Genomic DNA, 18,959 nt, shown 5'->3' with positions numbered 1-18,959 from the left:
CATGGCACGTCACACACCCATCGCCCCGCTTCGCCTGTTCGACACGGACCACCTGATCAACGAGGACGACCGGGCCATCCGCGACGCGGTCCGCAACTTCGTGGACAACAAGATCAAACCCGAGGTGGGCCAGTGGTTCGAGGACGGGGCGCTGCCGGTGCGCGACCTGGCCCAGGAGCTCGGTCAGCTCGGAGTGCTCGGGATGCACCTCGAGGGCTATGGCTGCGCGGGCACGAGCGCCACCGCCTACGGGCTCGCCTGCATGGAGCTCGAGGCCGGCGACTCCGGCATCCGCTCCCTCGTCTCGGTCCAGGGCTCGCTCGCCATGTTCGCCATCTGGAAGCACGGCTCCGAGGAGCAGAAGCAGGAGTGGCTCCCCCGCATGGCCGCTGGCGAGGCCATCGGCTGCTTCGGCCTCACCGAGCCGGACTTCGGCTCCAACCCGGCCGGCATGCGCACCCGCGCTCGGCGCGACGGTGACGACTGGGTCCTCACCGGCACCAAGATGTGGATCACGAACGGCTCGATCGCCGACGTCGCCGTCGTCTGGGCCCAGACCGACGACCGGATCCGCGGCTTCGTCGTCCCCACGGACACGCCCGGGTTCTCCGCGCCCGAGATCAAGAAGAAGCTCTCGCTCCGCGCGTCGGTGACGAGCGAGCTCGTCCTTGACGAGGTCCGCCTGCCGGCCTCCGCCATGCTTCCCGAGGCCGCGGGGCTGTCCGGACCGCTCTCCTGCCTCAACGAGGCCCGCTACGGCATCATCTTCGGCTCCCTTGGTGCCGCCCGCGACTGCCTCGAGACGGCCATCAGCTACGCGCAGGAGCGGGAGATCTTCGACCGCTCGCTCGCCTCCTACCAGCTGACCCAGGCCAAGCTCGCCGACATGGCCCTCGAGCTGGGCAAGGGCATGCTCCTCGCCCTCCACCTCGGCAGGCTCAAGGACGAGGGCCGCCTCCACTCGAATCAGGTGAGCCTGGGCAAGCTGAACAACGTCCGTGAGGCCATGGCCATCGCCCGCGAGTGCCGGACGATCCTCGGCGCTGCCGGGATCACGCTCGAGTACCCGGTCCTCCGGCACGCCAACAACCTCGAGTCAGTGCTCACCTACGAGGGCACGTCCGAGGTCCACCAGCTCGTCATCGGTCAGGCCCTCACCGGCGAGTCCGCCTTCCGCTGACCCTGCTGACCGCACTCCCGCGGTCGGCGGCGGCGCCACATCGGCGCCCCGGTCCCCAGATGGCGGAAAGAACGACCCCAAGCCCGCCAGATCCGGACCACGGTCCCAACCCGGCGGCAGAGCCGACCGGCGCGCCGCCGGGGAACGCCCGGCACGGGATCGCCGTTCACCTACTAGAAGTCCGAGCACGGGGTAAGGAGACAAAGGTGACGTTCGGAGAGCAGATGAAGCACAAGGCCGAGGAGGTCAACCTCCAGGGCAAGGCCAAGGACTTCGGCGACGCCGTCATCGAGGTCGTCAAGTCCGCGTTGGGCCTCGCCGCCGGCTACGCGGCCGACAACCGCGAGAAGGTCGACGGCGCGCTCAACAAGGCGACGCAGACGATCGACGAGAAGACCGGCGGCAAGCACGCCGAGACGGTCACCAAGGTGCGCGCGCAGATCGACAAGGGCATCGACAAGCTCGTCGAGCAGAAGCCGCAGCCGCAGGGTGAACCGACCACTCCCCCCGTGCCCGACGACACGTACTCGGCGTTCGACGACGACACGCCCTCGAGCTCCCGGGAGTCCGCACCGGAGTAGCAAACCCCGCATATCGCCTCGTCGGCGGTAGGTTGGTAGCAGCCGAGGTGGGTACGAGTCCGGGGGTCGGGCACCCTCCCGAGCCGGGGCGCGGAAGGCCCAATTGGCCGAAGCCCTCCCGTATGATTCCTGCTGACGAAGGCCCCTGAGATGTCAAACGACGTGCACCTTCCGTCCGAAAGGCCACGGGTGCCCGTGCTATGAACCGACTCCACGAGGGATTCCTCCTCGGCGACCGCTACCGGCTGGAGAGCCGCATCGCCTCGGGTGGCATGGCCGACGTCTGGGCTGGGAACGACGAGGTCCTCAAGCGCACGGTCGCGATCAAGATCATGCGGCCCGACTCCAAGCACGAGCAGCTCTTCGCCCTGCGCTTCCGTGACGAGGCCGTCCACTCCGCCGGCCTGAACCACAACAACATCGCCACGGTCTTCGACTACGGCGAGGACGATGGCTTGGCCTTCCTCGTCATGGAGCTGGTCGCCGGCGAGCCCCTGTCGGCCATCCTCCGCGAGCGTGCGCCGCTGCCCGCGGCCGAGGTGCGGTCCATCATGGGGCAGGCGGCCCTCGCCCTGGCCGTGGCTCACGAGGCGCGCGTCATCCACCGTGACGTCAAGCCGGCCAACATCCTCGTGCGGCCCGACGGTGTGGTGAAGCTGACCGACTTCGGCATCGCCCGCGCCCTCGACGCATCCGGCCACACCCAGCACGGCGAGATGCTCGGCACGCCCAACTACATCAGCCCGGAGCAGGCGATGGGCCAGCCGGCCACCGGCTCCAGCGACCTCTACGCCCTCGGCGTCGTCGGGCACGAGATGCTCTCGGGCAGCCGTCCCTTCGATCGTGGGACGCCCATCGCGACGGCGCTCAGCCATGTCAACGAGTCCCCTCCGCCGCTGCCCGACGATGTGCCAGACGATCTCGAGCAGGTCATCCAGGACTGCCTGCAGAAGAACCCGGCCGACCGCCCACCCAACGCCGCCGCCGTGGCGATCCGGCTCGGCCTCGGTGACCAGGAGGTCGCAGGGCTGGCGCTCGGCCTGGCCCAGGCGCTCGGGGGTGCGCCGGAGGAGGCGCTTGACCCAGACCAGGTGCCGACGCAGGGCATGCCGTTCCCCGCGGACCGCTGACGTCCTTCCTTCCCACAGAGGTACCAGAGACCGACGGTGCCGTATGCCGCTGAGCCGGCCCAGCGGCATACGGCATCGTTTGTCGATTGCTGAGGTGGTTTGGCCCGGGTCCGATCGGGCAGGCACCAACCGTGACCACCCGCACGCCGACTGAGCGAGCCCGCGTCGCTGTCTTTGACCCGACGCCCGTGCTGACCATCGTCGTCGAGTCCGTCAACGGGACACCCGACGTCCACCTCCATGCGGGCGGGCAAGGCGTCTGGGTCGCCCGCATGCTGCTGGAGCTCGGCGTCGATGCGGTCCTCTGCGCACCGATCGGCGGCGAGACGGGTGTCGTCCTGTCCGGCCTGGCGCGCGACGAAGGCATCGAGCTCGCCTCTGTGGACAGCCCCGGAGCGTGCGGGGCGTACATCAACGACCGCCGATCCGGGAAGCGGGAGGAGTGGGTCGCCATGCCCCCGGCACCGCTCGGCCGCCACGTGCTGGACGAGCTGTACGGCCTGTTCCTCGGTGAGAGCACCGGAGCGAGCGCGGCCGTGCTCACGGGTCCCCGGGAGGCCGGGGCCCTACCTGCGGACACGTACCGTCGGCTCGCGGGCGACTGCCGGGAGCTCGGCGCGGCGGTCGTGGCAGACCTCGCCGGTGAGGCGCTCACCGCCGCCCTTGCCGGAGGCCTGACCCTGCTCAAGGTGAGTGAGGAGGAGCTGCGCGCCCACGGCCGTCTGGGCGACGACGCGGCTGCCGAGGACGTCGTGGCCGCGGCCTGGCGGCTGAGGGACGACGGTGCGGACCACGTCGTCATCTCGCGCGGCGGCGAGGCGGCGATCGCGGTGCTCGACGGGCAGCTGCACTGGGCCCACGGCCCGCAGCTGAGTCCGGCCGACCACCGGGGCGCCGGGGACTCGATGACGGCAGGGATCACGGCCGGGATCGCCCGCCGCCGACCGCTGACCGACGCGGTGCGGCTCGGCGTCGCCGCCGGTGCGGTCACCGTGAGCCGCCACGGCCTCGCGACCGGCGACCGCCGCTCGATCGAGCGCCTCATCTCAGCAGTGCTGCTCGAACAGGGGCCGACTCCGCCCGTGCGATGACCCCGTTGAAATATACCCCCTGGGGTATGGGTTAGGATGGCTCGCGAGCCCATCCCCGCCACTCGGAGGACGACCCATGATCTTCACCCAGTACTACCTCGACTGCCTGTCGCAGGCGTCCTACCTCGTCGGGGACGCGACCACCGGCCGGGCGGTCGTCGTCGACCCGCGCCGCGACGTCGGCGAGTACCTCGATGACGCCGGCGCACGTGGCCTGACCATCGTCGGGATCATCAACACCCACTTCCACGCCGACTTCGTCTCCGGGCACCTCGAGCTGGCCAGGGAGACCGGCGCGTGGATCGGCTACGGCGAGGCCGCTGCACCGGAGTTCGAGGTGCGTTCGCTGGCGGACGGCGAGCGCATCAGCCTCGGCGACGTGACGCTGCAGATCATGGCCACGCCCGGCCACACGCCCGAGTCGATCTCGGTCCTCGTCCTCGAGCGGCCGGACGACGAGGTCCCCTACGGCGTGCTGACCGGTGACGCGCTGTTCATCGGCGACGTCGGCCGTCCCGACCTGCTCGCCTCCGTCGGCCACACGGCGGAGGAGCTCGGCCGCATGCTCTACGACTCCGTGCAGCACAAGCTCATGGCGCTGCCGGACGCCGTCCGCGTCTTCCCCGCGCACGGCGCCGGCTCGGCCTGCGGCAAGAACCTCTCGACCGAGCGCCAGTCGACCATCGGCGAGCAGCGACGGTTCAACTACGCCTGCCAGCCGATGACCGAGGACGAGTTCCTCGAGGTCGTCGCCGGCGGGCAGCCCGCTGCGCCCGCCTACTTCCTCTACAACGCCACGCTGAACAAGCAGGGTCGCGAGGTGCGGGACGTCCACGCGTCCGTCCCCGCGCTGACGGCCGAGCAGGTCGAGCTGGCCCTGGCCGACGGGGCTGTCCTGCACGATGCCCGCGACCATCAGGAGTTCGCCGCCGGACACCTGCGCGGCGCGATCAACGTCCCCTGGGACGGTCGCCTCGCCGAGACCGTGGGCACGGTGCTGACACCGGACCAGCCCGTCGTCATCATGGCTCCGGATGGGCAGGAGCAGGAGGTCGCCACGCGGTTCGCCCGGATCGGCTTCGACCAGGTCCTCGGCCATGTCGCCGACCCGGAGGGCTACCTCGTCGCGCACCAGGACGACGTGGCGTCCGCGAGCCGGCTCACCGCGGCCCAGGCCAGTTCCGCGGTGGCTGAGTCGGACGCCCAGATCGTCGACATCCGCAACCAGGGGGAGCTGGCCGAGGGCATGCTGCCGGGCGCCCGGCACATCCCGCTGGCCGAGCTGGCGGCCCGTTCAGACGAGCTGGACCCCGACCGTCCCGTCCTGCTCTACTGCGCCGGTGGCTGGCGCAGCAGCGTCGGTGCCAGCCTGCTGCGCGCCAAGGGCTTCGGCGACGTCAGCGACCTGCTTGGCGGCTACGGTGCCTGGCTGCGCGCGCAGCAGGCGGCCTCCTGACCAGCCCCGCACCGATGCTGCTCTACGCCCTCCCACTCGGCCTGGCCATCGGGGTGACCCTCGGCGCGCTGGGCGGCGGCGGCGCGATCATCGCCGTCCCGGCCCTCGTCTACGTCCTCGGCCAGGATCCCCGAACGGCGACGACGAGCTCACTCGTCATCGTCGGACTGACCTCGCTCATCGCCGTGGTGCCCCACGCCCGTGCCGGGCGCGTCCGCTTCGTGCAAGGGCTGACGTTCGGTGTCCTGGGCACGGTCGGCTCTGTTGCCGGCTCCGCGTTGTCGGCGTCGGTGCCCCAGAGCATCCTGCTGAAGGCGTTCGCGGCCCTGATGCTCCTCGTGGCAGCGCTCATGTTCCGACGCGCATCACGGGCCCCGCGTGACCTGGGGCGGGCCATCGACCCGGCGGTCGAGCCGATGTTCACCGTGCGCCCGTTCGCTTGTGCGTGCCCCCGCGTCGCGAAGGTCGTTGTGGCCGCGACCGCCGTTGGCCTGATCACGGGGTTCTTCGGCGTGGGCGGGGGGTTCGCCTTGGTGCCGGCGCTCGTGCTCGCGCTCGGCTTCCCGATGCCCGCGGCTGTCGGTACGTCGCTGCTCGTCATTGCCATCAACAGCGCCACCGCGCTTACCACGCGACTGGGGTCCGGTTCGAGTCAGCTGGACTGGACGCTCATCGGCACCTTCACCGGCGCTGCCATCCTCGGCAGCCTCCTCGGGGGACGAATCGCGTCCCGGGCGAACCCGCGCCACCTCACCATCGCGTTCGCCATCCTTCTTGTCCTCGTGGCTGCCTATATGGCCATCCGCCCCGCAGCCTGAGTCGCGGTCCCACGGCTCAGGCGGCTGGCGTGTGCCGCTGGGCCGGGGAGAGCTCCTCGCCCGTCGGGGCGTTGCCGCGCTCCACCCGGGTAGTCGTACCCGTAGGACCATCGTGAGCGACACATCATCCTGACGACATGGACCACCCGACGAGGCGAGGGAGACGACGCGATGCGAGCACTGGTGACGAACGACGACGGCGTGCACAGCCCCGGCCTGCACGCTCTCGCCGAGGTGGCGGTCGACGCGGGGTTGGAGGTCGTCATTGCCGCACCGCACGAGGAGCGCAGCGGCGCGAGCGCCTCCCTCACCGCGCTCCAGAAGGACAGCCGGCTCATCATCCACGAGTCGGAGACTCAGGTCGAGGGGGTCGAGAAGGTGCTCGGTGTCGAGGCGAGCCCCGCGTTCATCGTCATTGCCGCCATGGCCGGAGCGTTCGGTCCGGAGCCTGGACTCATTCTCTCTGGCATCAATCTCGGGCCGAACACGGGCAACGCGATCCTGCACTCGGGCACGGTCGGGGCAGCACTCACCGGGGCGACGCTCTCCTGCCCTGGGATCGCCGTCTCGCTCGCGGCCCCGCGGCCGACCCAGTTCGGCACGGCTGCGGGCGTCGCGTCCCAGGTGCTCGCCTGGGTGCTCGAGCGCGAGGTGTCGCCGACGCTCGTCCTCAACGTCAATGTGCCGGACGTGCCCCTTGACGAACTGCGGGGACTGCGGCATGCGGGCCTTGCCGAGTTCGGCGCGGTGCAGGCCGAGCTCGGTGAGATCGGGAAGGGTTACGCGACGATCACGTTCTCGCACCTCGAGGTGGAGTACGAGGCAGAGACGGATGCGGCGCTGGTGCGGGATGGGTGGGCGACGATCACCGCACTGGCCGCGCCGTGCGAGGCGGTCGACCTCGACGTGTCCGGGTTGCCGATCGGGGCCCGATCCCGCCAGCTGAGAGAGCCTGCGAGCGCCGACGGATAGCTCGCGGCCGGCCCTCGACGGGATCGCCGTCGGTCCGATTCCCTAGCGGTCAGCCTCGGGCGCCGCCAGGGCTCGGACGAACCGCGCGAGCGCCACGATGATCGCGACGACGCACCCGACAATGCCAACCCCGATCACCCATCGTGCAAGCAGGTCCCACGGCACCGAGGTGGTGTCGAAGTCGAAGGGGAACACCTGCCAGATGCGGACCAGGGAGGCGAGTCCCACCGAGGTGGTCACCGCGTCGCCCAGGGCCCGCACCCAGGGCGGGTCGAACACCGAGTACACCGCGTTGGCGACCACGGCGACGAGCATCGTGAGGTTCACCAGCAGCAGCACCTCGGTCGTGCTCTCGGTGAGGAACGGAACCGCCTGCCAGCCGGGGCTCACATTGACGAGGAAGAGCAGGACGAGGTTGACCGCCATGGCCACCGCGTAGCCGGCCCGCCTGCCGGCGACGGACGGTCCGGTGTGAGTGACATGGGTCGTCATGGCTGGACCTGCTCACGGGGTGGCGGTTCCATCGGCGTCATCGGCGTCGACAGCGGGGCCGTGGCACCCGGCGGGGCCGCCTCGACCGGCGGCGCTCCCGGCGCGGGCGGCGTGTGGACCCAAGGCTCCGAGCCCCCGCCGTCGTAGCGGAAGGGCGGGTACACGTCCGTCATGAGCATCGCGTAGACCCCGACTCGGTAGGTCCACCGGTTGAGGCCGACGATGACGTCGAAGAGTCCCCGGTTCGGGGCGCCGTTGACGAGCAGCACCACCCCGGCGACAAAGGTGATCAGCGCCAGGATGCCCGGCCAGCCCCCGACCTGAACGCCGTTCTCATCCGTGTGGGACTGGGTCCCGGCAATGAGGGCGAGGATGATCCAGTGCGGCAGGAGCAGGAGCCACTTGACGAAGATCAGGCCCCGGGAGAGTCGCTCGGGGTAGTCGACCGTCAGCCGCGTGTCATCGTCCGGCAGCGCGTCGAGCGTGAACGGCGGGTACCGGTCCGTCCCCAGTCCACCGGTCCCGCAGTAGTGCGCGACCCGCCAGCTCCAGCGCATGACGCCGACGTTGAAGTCGAAGAGGCTGCGCGGGTAGCGAGCCGTGAACAGGATCGCGAACCACGCGATTATCGTCGTGACCACGACCGCGCACCAGAGGAAGACGAGCACGATGAAGTGCGGGATGGCGAGGAACCACTTGACCAGCCACAGCCATCTGGACAGGTCCGGAGCAAGCCGGGCCTCGAGCACCAGCGGATGCGGTTTGGCCGCGTCCATGGGGGCGGTGTCCGGAGGGACGCCGGGCGGGGGCGCCGCCACGACAGGCGGGGGTGCGCCGACTGGCGGTGGCGACGTGGCGAAAGGCGGTGGTGCCGCGGCGGCCAGCGGCACAGGGGTGCCGCCGGGTGTGGCACCGGAGGTCGGCGGCCGGTTCGACACGGCATAGACGACAAGGATGGTCCCGATGACCGCGAGCACGACGCCGGCAACGAGGAGTCCGATGGCGATGCCGGGGAGAGCGCCCGAGCGGACGGCGGCCTGGACGTTCATCGCGACCCCCGGCTCACCAGAGGCGTTGAGGAACGCGGCCGACCAGCGGCCCGTCGTCGGCGTCCAGGTCAGCTCCTGCGTGCTGGGCCCGGTGGCCCGCGCGACCCAGAAGTCCTCTCCGGCGGGCGGCGCAACGGCGGCGGTCGTCCCGGAGACGTGCCGGTATCGCACCGTCCCGTTCCAGTTGACGATGACGGCCTCGTCTCGCGTGACATCGCCGAAGTAGGCGTTGAGCTCACTCGTCGGCGCGACCCCGATGAAGGCCTCCTGGCCGTTCACCGGGGTGGCCCGGAACCTGAAGTCGAGGTCGATCCAGTCGACGAGGCCGGCAGGACCTCGGAAGTCGATGACGGCGTCACCCGTCGTGACGGCAGCACCCTCGGACTGAAGGCGGTCGATGTTCACCGCGTGCCACCCGTTGTCGTTCCGGGCGGCCAGTTCATAGACCCCGATGGCAGCGCCACCGATGAGCAGTCCCAGCGCCGGGGCCAGGAGAAGGATGCCGATGACCAGCGAAACGATATGACGTGGTCGCATGATGACCCCCAGGAAGAACCCCCTGACACTACGACGATACGCGCAGTCAGCGAGCGGCGGCCCTCGTCTGTGACCCACGTGGCAGGGGCCGCGAGAGCACCTCACGAACCGCCGCTTCGAGCCCGCCCGGAGTGTGCTCCCGGAGCTCATAACGGGCCCTTACGAGCGGCTTGCTCACGCTGAGGATGCGGCCCAGGTCGATGGGCGTGCCGGACACGACGGCATCGGCGCCCGTCGCTGCGATCGTCGCCTCGATCGTCGCCTCGAGGTCGCGCACCTGTGCCTCGCCGTAGCCCATGGCAGGGAGGATTCCCGCGGCATTCGAGTACTTCGCGTAGGTGTATGCCAGGGACCCGACGGCGTACGGACTCGGGTCGACGATCTCCTCGGCACCGGCCGCCCGGGCACCGACGACCGCCGCGCCATAGCTCATCGAGCCATGCGTCAGGGTCGGCCCGTCCTCGATGCAGATGACCCGCTTGCCGGCCACGATGCCGACATCATCGACCGTCACGGGACTGTCGGCGCGAAGCACCGTGGCCCTGGGATTGAGCCGGCGAACCGTGTGCTCGACCGCCTCGATGTCCTCCGGTCGGGCGCTGTCGCACTTGTTGACGATGACGACGTGCGCCATGAGCAGGTTGGCCTCGCCGGGGTGATAGCTGCTCTCGTGGCCGGGGCGAAGCGGGTCGACGAGGACGATGTGCAGGGCGGGCTCGTAGAACGGCAGGTCGTTGTTGCCGCCGTCCCACAGGATGACGTCGGCCTCCTGCTCGGCGGCACGGATGATCTGCTCGTAGTCGATGCCGGCGAAGACGACGAATCCGTTGTCGATGTGCGGCTCGTACTCCTCCCGCTCCTCGATGGTCGTCTCGTGGCGGTCGAGGTCCGCGTACGTCTCGAACCGCTGGCAGGCCTGGGCAGCGAGGTTGCCGTAGGGCATCGGGTGGCGGATCGCCACGACCGTCTGGTCGAGATCGCGCAGGATCCGCGACAGGTACCGCGTCGTCTGGCTCTTGCCGACGCCGGTGCGCACGGCCGTCACCGCGATCACCGGCCGGCTGCTCCGCAACATGGTGCTCCTCGCGCTCTGCAGCCAGAAGTCCGCACCCGCCGCGATGCACCGCGACCCCACGTGCATGACCTGCTCATGCGGCACGTCCGAGTAGGCGAAGACGGCGACGTCGGCCTGCTCCCGACGGATGAGGTCGGTCAGCTCGTCCTCCTCGACGATCGGGATCCCGCCCGGATAGAGCTCGCCCGCGAGCTCGCGAGGATAGGTCCGCCCCTCGATGTCCGGGATCTGCGTCGCGGTGAAGGCGACAACCCGGTATCGCGGGTCGTCGCGGAAGACGACGTTGAAGTTGTGGAAGTCGCGGCCAGCGGCCCCCAGGATGACAACCTTGCGTACAGCGTTCCCATCGGTGCTCACGACGAACCTCCGGCTGCGGTCGCCGACGGACCGACACACCCGGACTGGGTAGTCCTGGCCTCGGCCACCCGCCGACGCCAGCGTATACGTCACCCCCGCAGGATCCGGGGCCTGAGACGCGCCTCACTTCGGCCGGTGTGGTCAAAGTCCTTGTTCATCGGGCCGGTCCGGTGAACGCTGGGGCCATGGAGACCGTCGACCTCAACGCCCACGAGGAACACCTGTCACTCGCCGAACAGTGGGTGGCCCGCAACTACGACCCGCTGCCCGTCGTCATCGCGAGCGCGGAGGGTGCCTGGGTGATGGACGTGTCCGGCCGGCGCTACCTCGATGCCCTGGCCGGCTACTCGGCCCTGAACTTCGGGCATCTCCACCCGACTCTCGTCTCCGCGGCGGAGCAGCAGCTGGCCCGCCTGACGCTGACGAGCCGCGCCTTTCACAGCGACCAGCTCGCCCCCTTCTGCCGCGACCTCGCCGAGCTGGCCGGCAAGGATCTCGTCCTGCCGATGAACACGGGCGCCGAGGCCGTCGAGACGGCCATCAAGACGGCGCGCCGGTGGGGCTACCTCGTCAAGGGGGTGCCGGACGGCCGGGCGCGGATCGTCGTGATGGGCGGCAACTTCCACGGCCGGACCACGACGATCATCAGCTTCTCCGACGACCCGGTGGCGCACGACCACTACGGCCCCTACACCCCGGGCTTCGACCTCGTGCCCTACGGCGACATCGGCGCCATCGAGGCAGCGATCACGGACGACACGGTGGCGGTCCTGCTGGAGCCGATCCAGGGCGAGGGCGGTGTCGTCATCCCGCCGCCCGGCTTCCTCCGTCAGGTGCGCGACCTGACGAGCCGCAAGAGGGTGCTCATGCTCGCCGACGAGATCCAGTCGGGCCTGGGCCGCACCGGGACGACCTTCGCCTGCGACATCGAGGACGTGGTCCCCGACATCTACATCCTCGGCAAGGCACTCGGCGGCGGCATCGTCCCCGTGTCGGCGATCGTCGCAGACGCTGACGTCCTCGGGGTCATCACGCCCGGCAGCCACGGATCGACGTTCGGCGGCAACCCGCTCGCGGCGGCCGTGGGCCGCGCCGTCGTCGGTCTCCTGGCCACCGGCGAGTACCAGGAGCGGGCGGCTCGGCTCGGCAAGGTCCTGGAGGACGGCCTCGAGTCGCTCGTCGGCCGGGGCGTCGAGCGGGTTCGGGTCCGCGGCCTGTGGGCCGGCGTCGACATGGATCCCTCGGTGGCGTCGGGTCGCGAGGTCTGCGAGCGGCTCCTCGCCGAAGGCATCCTCGCGAAGGACACCCACGGCGCAACGATCCGCCTCGCCCCGCCGCTCGTCGTCGAGGAGGCCGAGGTGGAGCTGCTCGTCGACACCCTGGGTCGCGTCCTCCGCTGACGCCTTGGGCCAGCAGGAGCGCGAAGCCAGCTCAGCGGCATACGGTCACGGTTGTTGAGCCTCACGTGTTCTCGCGGAGGGCGGCCACCGTCTGGGCCAACCCCTCGCTCAGGGGGCGCGGATCCCAGCCGAGGTCTCGCTCGGCCTTGGCTCGCGTGCCGAGGTAGTCGGCCAACGCGGCACGGAGCGACTCGGGCTGGTACATCGGCGGAAGGGGTACCACCCGGGAAACGGGGGTCATGATCCGCTCGGTCGCGCGGAGGAACCCGGCCGGCACGAGGACCGGTCCCTTGGTCCCGGCGATCGCCGCCATCTGGTTGAGGAGCTTCTCCAGCGTCGCCGGTTCCCCGGCGAGCATGTAGCTCTCCCCCGGGACGCCACGCTCCATCGCGAGGATGTGCCCCTGAGCGATGTCGGTGACGTGGGCCCAGGTGAGCCGACCACCCCCGGCCGGAGCCGCGGGCCGCTTGCCCGCCACGACCTGTCTGATGAGCTCACCGGTCTGGGACGTGTCGCCGGGCCCGTAGATCGCACCGGGCATGACGATGACGACCGGTAGTCCTCCTGCCGCGAACTCCTTTGCCACGACGTGCGCCTCGGCCTTGGTCCGGTCGTACGCCGAGATGTGGCCGCCGTGGTGCTGGTACGTCTCGTCGAGGATGCGCCCGCCGGTGTCGGAGTTGACGGCCAGCGTGCTCGTGTAGACGATTCGCGGTGTCCCGGCGCGCTGGGCGGCGGCCAGGACGTTGCGGGTTCCCTCCACGTTGACTCGCTGGCCCGGCGACGGATCGCGCTCGCCGAGCTTGTACCAGCCGGCCACGTGGAAGAGCCCATCCGCGCCGGCGAGGAGCCGGTCCAGCGCTGCGCTGTCGTCGAGATCGCCCTCCACCAGATCGACCCCGAGGGCGTCGAGCTGGATCGCGCGGGCCGGGGTGCGCACGAGGGCGGTCACCTCGTGTCCAGCATCGACGAGCTGTCGGGCCAGCTCACCACCCACGAAGCCGGTTGCCCCGGTCAGTGCATAGCGCATGCTCGCATTGTCGGATCTGACGCCGACCCGGTGTCAATGAAACGAGAACCGATCGGACGGGCCCTTTGGACGGACGACCCGCCCGTCGACCGTCGGCTGCGCTCGGAGCCAGCCAGCGGCACCCGCACACCCGATCACAGGGATGGGCAAACTGCTTTCGCAGAACTTCCCCCGCCGACAGGGCGGCGCCCCTATCTTTGGTCTGGTCAAGAGGATCGGCAGCGTTGCCGTCGTCTGCGGTTGGTGACGCCGCTCCCGCCCACCTCGGGGACAGAGGAGGAGTCGAGTGTCGCGATTGTCCAGGTTTGGGAAGCGGCCAGCTGTCACAACAGCGATGGCGGCCGCAGTGTCACTGCTCTTGGTTCCCGCCGTCGCACCCAGTGCGTCGCCGGCACCAGCGCCGTCGGCTGCCCCAGCCGCCGCGGCCGCCGGGGCGAGGCCTGCTCCGTCCGACAAGGCGGTCTTCTTCGCCTCGGACGGCTTGCGCCAGGACCTCGTCGAGAAGTACTCGGCGATGGGGCTGATGCCCACGATGGGCGACTTCCTCAAGAAGGGCACCAAGGCGAGCGGCAGCGGCATGCTCACCCAGGCGCCGCCCAACACGGGGGCGGGCTGGTACACGCTCGCGACGGGTGCGTGGCCCGGCGTCCACGGCTCGACGAACAACACGTTCCACAAGAACGGCGACGCGTTCACCAACCGGACGGCCGCGTTCGACCCGGGCGTCCTGCAGGCCGAGTCGATTGCGCAGGCTGCCGAGCGCGGCGGTCTCAAGGTGGCGCAGGTCGAGTGGGCCGGCGGGCGCAACGCCCTCATCAACGGGCCGACGATCGACTTCCAGAGCTTGCACTCGGGCCGCGGCGTCACGACGAACTTCATCGGCAGCGCCGGCGAGGAACTGTTCGACGACGCCGCCTTCATCGCGTCGTTCGGGCTCCAGTTCGACCACCCCGCCGGGTACGCCGGGCAACCACCCTTCGCCGGGGCCCAGCCGAGCCCGGCGAGCGGCTGGACCGGTGTCCCGCAGTCCTACAGCCCGGCCATGGAGATGCGCCTGCGGGTCCTCGACTTCGGTGTGGACAAGTACGGCCTCAACGCCTACCTGTACGACAGCACCGACGACTCGAAGACCAACTACGACCGAGTCCTCTTCTCCACGACCAAGAGCGGCATCAACCCCGCCGCCGACCTCGCCAAGGGCCAGTGGGGCGACGTCAAGGTGAAGATCAGCGGTGGCGCGCTGAACGGCAAGACCGCCGGCATGCTGGTCAGGGTCGAGGAGCTGACCCCGGACCTGTCCCGGGTCCGGCTCTTCCACACCTCGGTGAGCCGTGCCATCGCAAGCTGGCCGAAGTGGCCCGGCGAGCCCGGCTTCACCGGCGACTTCGACGAGTACCTGGCCCAGAAGTTCCCGACCTCGACGGCCGCGGACTTCGCCATCCTCGAGGCCGGCGTCACGAGCGAGGAGACCTACGCCGAGCAGGGCCTGTACTGGTCCACCGGGCACTGGCCCATGCTGGAATACGTCGCCAAGACGTACCACCCGGACCTCCTGCTCGTCGGGATGCCGACAACGGACGAGTTCCAGCACCAGTTCCTCGGACTCGTGTCGCCCAAGCTGCCCGGCGGCCAGGACAACCCGGCCTACGACGACGTCGACCTCAACGGGATCGCCGATGGTCGCGTCGCCGCGCGTGAGGGCTTCCTGCGGGAGGCGTACTCCGAGTCCGACCAGACTCTCGCGCTCGCGCGCAGCCTCGTCGGGAAGGACCCGACCACCTTCGTCGGCTCGGACCACGGCTTCTCGCCGCAGTTCCTCGCCATCGACGCGAGCAAGGTGCTCGTCGACCTCGGCCTCCTGTCCAGGCCACAGACCTCGAACTGCCGCCCCGCAACCGGAGAGACGATCGGCAAGGCGAAGGCGTGCTGGGCCGGTGGCACCGTGCAGATCTACCTCAACCTCGCGGGACGTGATCCTGCGCCGCCCCCCACGGGTGGTTTCCAGCAGGTCGCGGCCGCCGATGAGGCCGCGACGGTCGCGGCGATCAAGGCAGCCTTCCTCGCCCTGAAAGACCCGAACGACTGGACGCACGACGGCAAGGCCGAGAACTGGAAGGTCATCGACCGGGCCTACACCAAGGCGGAGTCCCGCCACATCCCGAACGGGCCGAACTCGACCGCGGACATGGCGCACCCAACCCGCACCGGTGACCTCGTCGTGTTCTCCTACCCGCCGTACCAGTTCGACGCAGCAACCCCCGGGACCCTGGTCTCGCCGTCGCACTTCTTCGGCCAGCACGGCTACGTGCCTGACGTGCAGGACCTCGCCGCGAACGTCAACATGCGGGCGACGTTCATCGCCGGCGGCACCGGGGTGGCCAAGGGCACCGTTGACGCACGGTCGATCGACCTCGCGCCGACCCTCGCCTTCATGCTCGGCATCCCGGAACCGCAGCACAGCCAGGGCCGGGTGCTCCTCGACGTCGTCAAGGGCGGGCCGGCGTACCAGCCCATCTCGATCATCGGGCTGAACGACTTCCACGGTCAGCTGGATCCGACGACGCGCACCTATGACTTCGGCCGGAACGCCAACGTCGGCGGGGCAGCCCAGCTCGCGACGATGTTCGACGAGGAGGTCGCGTCACTGCCACGCGGGAGTCTCATCCTTGCCGGTGGCGACAACGTCGGCGCCTCGCCACCCAACTCGGGGCTGCTGCAGGACATGCCGGCCATCGACGTCGAGAACGCGTGGGGCCTGAACGCGACGTCCTACGGCAACCACGAGTTCGACTACGGGGTGGCACGGTTGCTCGAACACCAGGCGCGGGCGAACTTCCCGTTCCTGGCGACGAACATCGTGGAGACCGCGACCGGCGTCGCGCCGAGCTGGGTGACGCCGTCGGTCGTGTTCCGGGTCAACGGGACCAAGGTCGGCGTCATCGGGGCCGGCCTGACCTCCACTCCAGAACTGGTCTCCGCCGGTGCGACGGCCGGGCTGACGTTCCTGCCCGAGGCGCCACGGATCGCGGCCGAGTCCAAGCGGCTGGCGGACCAGGGCGTTCGCGTGCAGATCGTCGTGATCCACGAGGGCACGGCCAACGGCGCCAACACGGTAGGGTCCGAACCCGGACAGCCGTGGGACGGCCCGATCATGGCGATCGCCGACCAGCTGCAGGACACGACCGTCGACGCCATGATCGTCGGCCACACGCACCGGGTGTCCAACCTCATGCGCGGCAAGATCCTCATCACCGAGGGAATCAATGCCGGCGCGAGCTACTCGGTGCTGCAGCTCATGGTGCAGGGTGGCGACGTCGCCTGGGCCGGCGGGGCGACCCGGGTGGCGAAGACGCTCGGCGTGACACCGCGGGCCGACGTAAAGGCCATCGTCGACGATGCGAACGCCCAGACGGCTGTCCTGCGCAACCAGGTGATCGGCACCCAGGCGGCCGACATCAAGCGAGCGCCGTCGCGGCTCTTCGAGTCCGCGATGGGCAACATGGTGACGGACGCGATGCGCCTGAAGTACCCGAGCGTCGAGGCTGCGCTGACCAACTCGGGCGGGCTGCGTCAGGACCTCAACTGCTCGCCGCCGAGCGCCAACGAGCAGCCGTGCGAGATCACGTGGGGTGAGATGTTCGGCGTGCTGCCGTTCGGCAACCGCACGACGATCCTCACGTTGACCGGTACGCAGCTCGAGCAGGCCATGCTCAACGGCTTCTCGCCGTTCTGCGACTCGCTCGTCAATACCGGCCGCTTCCCACAGGTGTCGGGCCTGAGGTTGACGTTCACCTGCAACGGCAAGACGCCGGTGGTGACGGGGATGTGGAAGACGCCCCAAGGCATCAACGGGCCGCAGACTCCGATCGGTCCAACGGACACCATCCGCATCGTGACGAACGACTTCATGTACGGCGGCGGCGACGGCTACACGGTGCTCGCGGGCGGGACCGATGTCCAGCAGCCGGGTGACGACCTGTTGCAGGTTGCGGTCGACTACGTCACAAAGAACTCACCGGTCAACCCAGTCGTCGAGGGGAGGATCACGGGTCCATGACCCGAACGCGAGGCGGGTGTCCCGCGGACTGAGAACCCCGTCATGGCTCACCCACTGATTCGTCAGGCGAATCAGTGGGTGAGCCTCACCACACCACGACCTGGTTCACGTCGAGTCATGCGCACGGCGCGGGTGGTGGTCCGCTCGCCTCGTGACGTTGGAGCGGAGCTGCGAGAGCACCTTGGCCTCCGCGTCGTTGAGGGCTGCCTTGGTGTCCGTCAGGTCCGAGATCCCGACCATGGCCGGAAGGCCCTGGACATGGAGCTCGAGCGAAGTGCGCATGCCGGGCTGGCCACGATCCTTGAACCGCAGGCCGATGTCGACCAGCTCCGGGTCGAATCGTGACAGCTGCGTGAAGAGCTGGGCGAGGGCCCGCTCGATGAACCGGAGGTCGTCCTTGGTGGCGCCGCCCTCGAGGCGGACCCGGTTGATGAGGATGTGGCTGGCTTCGGCGTTCATGTCACGCTCCTTCAGCGAGGGGGAGAAAACGCGGCTCCCGCTCCTATGGTAACGAAACAAGTTGTGCCACAGAGAAACCCGCATGGGTGAGACGTGTCACCCTGGCCGTCGCCGCTGCCTCAATTGTCCCGTCCCTCGCACGGTCCGGATCGCACGACCGGGTTCGTGGGAGGCTGGGGCATGCGGTCCAACTGCGCCCTCTACGTCGATGCCGGCTACCTCCTTGCGGCCGCCGCCACCCGCGTCACCGGGACCAGTCTGCGTGGCAGCGTCGTCATCTCCTATCCAGACCTCGTCCGGCGCCTCATCCAGCAGGCGGAGCAGTCGAGCGGGCTGCCGCTGCTGCGACTCAACTGGTACGACTCTGGGAACCGGCCCGGAGGCGCCCCTGACTCCACGCAGGAGACGGTCGGAATGCTGCCGCGGGTCAAGCTCCGGCTCGGCCGGACCTCACCGCACGGCGAGCAGAAGGGCGTCGACCTCCGGATCGGCCTCGACCTCGCCGCCCACGGACGCAACCACGTGGTCGACATCATGTACCTCGTCTCGGGGGACGACGACCTCTCCGAGGCGGTGGAGGAGGCGCAGAGCCATGGCTCCCAGGTCGTCATCCTCGCCGTCCCCGACCCGTCCGGCCGGCCACACGCGGTCTCGAACCACCTCATCCGCGAGTCCGACGGCCTCGAGCTGGTGGATCCGGCGACGATCGACGAGACGGTCCGCCCGCGACAGCTGCAGCCGGATGCCGTCTCGGAGCTGTCGCCCGAGGCGGCCGGCGTGGTCGTCCCTCTTCCGGGCCCTCGGACGACGACGGCGCACGCCTCCGCGTCTCCGGCGGCGAAGCGCCAGGACGTCGGCCCGTCCCACGACGCCGTTCCCACGCCCGCGATCCTCGCCCACACCAGACCGCAGCCCGTGGTCGCAGGCACCGGGAGCCCAGTGACCAGCACCGGCACCGGCACGGGGAGCACGGGGAGCAAGGTGGCGTGGTCGAGCAGCCGCGAGCATCCGGTGAACCGGCCTCACACGCTCTCCCCCGCGATGATCGAGATGATCGACGACGTGTGCCGTGGTGTCGTCACCGCTTGGCGGGCCACGGCGACGGAGGAGGATCGCCGACGGGTCTTCAGCGAGCGCCCGTTCATCCCGAGCGACCTCGACCGGACGCTGTTGACCGACCTTTCTGCGCGCCTCGGCGTCTACGACATCCCCGATGAGCTGCGCTTTCGCCTGCGTGAGCAGTTCTGGGACGCGATGGACGAGGTCGGCCGCTGA

At 69.8% G+C, this 18,959-nt stretch carries 15 protein-coding genes; 10 read left to right on the top strand and 5 right to left on the bottom strand.

Annotated elements, in window-relative coordinates; all coding sequences use genetic code 11:
• The first annotated feature begins 1 nt into the window (after position 1).
• The 7 genes from ABF401_RS05485 (at position 2) to surE (ending at position 7,228) form a co-directional block, all read left to right on the top strand.
• Positions 2-1,180 carry an acyl-CoA dehydrogenase family protein gene (locus tag ABF401_RS05485; protein ID WP_353508528.1) on the top strand — a complete coding sequence of 393 codons (1,179 nt, stop codon included), beginning with the start codon at positions 2-4 and terminating at the stop codon, positions 1,178-1,180.
• A 206-nt stretch (positions 1,181-1,386) separates the two neighbouring features.
• A complete protein-coding gene (locus ABF401_RS05480) occupies positions 1,387-1,761 on the top strand; it encodes an antitoxin (protein WP_353508527.1) in 375 nt (124 codons plus the stop codon).
• A gap of 200 nt (positions 1,762-1,961) precedes the next feature.
• Positions 1,962-2,891 carry a serine/threonine-protein kinase gene (locus ABF401_RS05475; protein ID WP_353508526.1) on the top strand — a complete coding sequence of 310 codons (930 nt, stop codon included), beginning with the start codon at positions 1,962-1,964 and terminating at the stop codon, positions 2,889-2,891.
• 131 nt (positions 2,892-3,022) lie between these two features.
• On the top strand, positions 3,023-3,982 hold the full coding sequence (locus ABF401_RS05470; protein WP_353508525.1) for a 1-phosphofructokinase family hexose kinase: 960 nt from the start codon (positions 3,023-3,025) through the stop codon (positions 3,980-3,982).
• Between the two features lie 76 nt (positions 3,983-4,058).
• The gene (locus tag ABF401_RS05465; RefSeq protein WP_353508524.1) at positions 4,059-5,438 is read left to right on the top strand and encodes an MBL fold metallo-hydrolase; all 1,380 of its coding nucleotides are present in this window, start codon (positions 4,059-4,061) and stop codon (positions 5,436-5,438) included.
• A gap of 14 nt (positions 5,439-5,452) precedes the next feature.
• Positions 5,453-6,256, top strand: a complete 804-nt coding sequence (locus ABF401_RS05460) for a sulfite exporter TauE/SafE family protein (RefSeq protein ID WP_353508523.1) — start codon at positions 5,453-5,455, stop codon at positions 6,254-6,256.
• Positions 6,257-6,427: 171 nt separating this feature from the next.
• The gene (gene surE, locus ABF401_RS05455) at positions 6,428-7,228 is read left to right on the top strand and encodes a 5'/3'-nucleotidase SurE (protein WP_353508522.1); all 801 of its coding nucleotides are present in this window, start codon (positions 6,428-6,430) and stop codon (positions 7,226-7,228) included.
• Positions 7,229-7,270: 42 nt separating this feature from the next.
• Here surE and ABF401_RS05450 read toward each other — a convergent pair whose 3' ends face one another.
• Genes ABF401_RS05450 through ABF401_RS05440 form a run of 3 tightly spaced genes read right to left on the bottom strand, consistent with a single transcriptional unit; the run spans position 7,271 to position 10,738 of the window.
• Positions 7,271-7,720: a hypothetical protein gene (locus ABF401_RS05450; RefSeq protein ID WP_353508521.1), complete on the bottom strand. Its 450-nt coding sequence runs from the start codon at positions 7,718-7,720 to the stop codon at positions 7,271-7,273.
• Positions 7,717-9,306, bottom strand: a complete 1,590-nt coding sequence (locus ABF401_RS05445) for a DUF4389 domain-containing protein (protein ID WP_353508520.1) — start codon at positions 9,304-9,306, stop codon at positions 7,717-7,719. Before ABF401_RS05445 ends, ABF401_RS05450 begins: the two co-directional genes overlap by 4 nt.
• A gap of 46 nt (positions 9,307-9,352) precedes the next feature.
• The gene (locus tag ABF401_RS05440) at positions 9,353-10,738 is read right to left on the bottom strand and encodes a cyclic 2,3-diphosphoglycerate synthase (RefSeq protein ID WP_353508519.1); all 1,386 of its coding nucleotides are present in this window, start codon (positions 10,736-10,738) and stop codon (positions 9,353-9,355) included.
• Positions 10,739-10,923: 185 nt separating this feature from the next.
• On the opposite strand from ABF401_RS05440, the gene rocD reads away from it, so the two are divergent.
• The gene (gene rocD / locus ABF401_RS05435) at positions 10,924-12,138 is read left to right on the top strand and encodes an ornithine--oxo-acid transaminase (RefSeq protein ID WP_353508518.1); all 1,215 of its coding nucleotides are present in this window, start codon (positions 10,924-10,926) and stop codon (positions 12,136-12,138) included.
• Between the two features lie 61 nt (positions 12,139-12,199).
• Here rocD and ABF401_RS05430 read toward each other — a convergent pair whose 3' ends face one another.
• Positions 12,200-13,168: an NAD-dependent epimerase/dehydratase family protein gene (locus ABF401_RS05430; RefSeq protein WP_353508517.1), complete on the bottom strand. Its 969-nt coding sequence runs from the start codon at positions 13,166-13,168 to the stop codon at positions 12,200-12,202.
• Between the two features lie 346 nt (positions 13,169-13,514).
• Between ABF401_RS05430 and ABF401_RS05425 the strand changes: the two genes are divergently transcribed.
• Complete coding sequence (locus tag ABF401_RS05425; protein WP_353508516.1) at positions 13,515-17,225, top strand: 5'-nucleotidase C-terminal domain-containing protein; 3,711 nt, start codon at positions 13,515-13,517, stop codon at positions 17,223-17,225.
• A gap of 105 nt (positions 17,226-17,330) precedes the next feature.
• On the opposite strand, the gene ABF401_RS05420 is transcribed toward ABF401_RS05425, so the two are convergent.
• Positions 17,331-17,684, bottom strand: a complete 354-nt coding sequence (locus tag ABF401_RS05420; RefSeq protein WP_353508515.1) for a relaxase family protein — start codon at positions 17,682-17,684, stop codon at positions 17,331-17,333.
• 180 nt (positions 17,685-17,864) lie between these two features.
• Between ABF401_RS05420 and ABF401_RS05415 the strand changes: the two genes are divergently transcribed.
• Positions 17,865-18,959 (top strand): NYN domain-containing protein, encoded by a 1,095-nt coding sequence (locus tag ABF401_RS05415; RefSeq protein WP_353508514.1) that lies wholly within the window; start codon positions 17,865-17,867, stop codon positions 18,957-18,959.

Origin of the sequence: Intrasporangium sp. (assembly GCF_040414665.1) — a bacterium.
Taxonomy (GTDB): Bacteria; Actinomycetota; Actinomycetes; order Actinomycetales; family Dermatophilaceae; genus Intrasporangium.
This window is presented reverse-complemented; position numbering and strand designations above follow the sequence as displayed.

Bases quoted from the DNA above. Each gene is read 5' to 3' on its own strand.
- rocD (WP_353508518.1), top strand. From the start codon at position 10,924: ATGGAGACCGTCGACCTCAACGCCCACGAGGAACACCTGTCACTCGCC.
- surE (WP_353508522.1), top strand. From the start codon at position 6,428: ATGCGAGCACTGGTGACGAACGACGACGGCGTGCACAGCCCCGGCCTG.
- ABF401_RS05420 (WP_353508515.1), bottom strand. From the start codon at position 17,684: ATGAACGCCGAAGCCAGCCACATCCTCATCAACCGGGTCCGCCTCGAG.
- ABF401_RS05460 (WP_353508523.1), top strand. From the start codon at position 5,453: ATGCTGCTCTACGCCCTCCCACTCGGCCTGGCCATCGGGGTGACCCTC.
- ABF401_RS05485 (WP_353508528.1), top strand. From the start codon at position 2: ATGGCACGTCACACACCCATCGCCCCGCTTCGCCTGTTCGACACGGAC.
- ABF401_RS05450 (WP_353508521.1), bottom strand. From the start codon at position 7,720: ATGACGACCCATGTCACTCACACCGGACCGTCCGTCGCCGGCAGGCGG.
- ABF401_RS05465 (WP_353508524.1), top strand. From the start codon at position 4,059: ATGATCTTCACCCAGTACTACCTCGACTGCCTGTCGCAGGCGTCCTAC.
- ABF401_RS05445 (WP_353508520.1), bottom strand. From the start codon at position 9,306: ATGCGACCACGTCATATCGTTTCGCTGGTCATCGGCATCCTTCTCCTG.
- ABF401_RS05475 (WP_353508526.1), top strand. From the start codon at position 1,962: ATGAACCGACTCCACGAGGGATTCCTCCTCGGCGACCGCTACCGGCTG.
- ABF401_RS05415 (WP_353508514.1), top strand. From the start codon at position 17,865: ATGCGGTCCAACTGCGCCCTCTACGTCGATGCCGGCTACCTCCTTGCG.
- ABF401_RS05430 (WP_353508517.1), bottom strand. From the start codon at position 13,168: ATGCGCTATGCACTGACCGGGGCAACCGGCTTCGTGGGTGGTGAGCTG.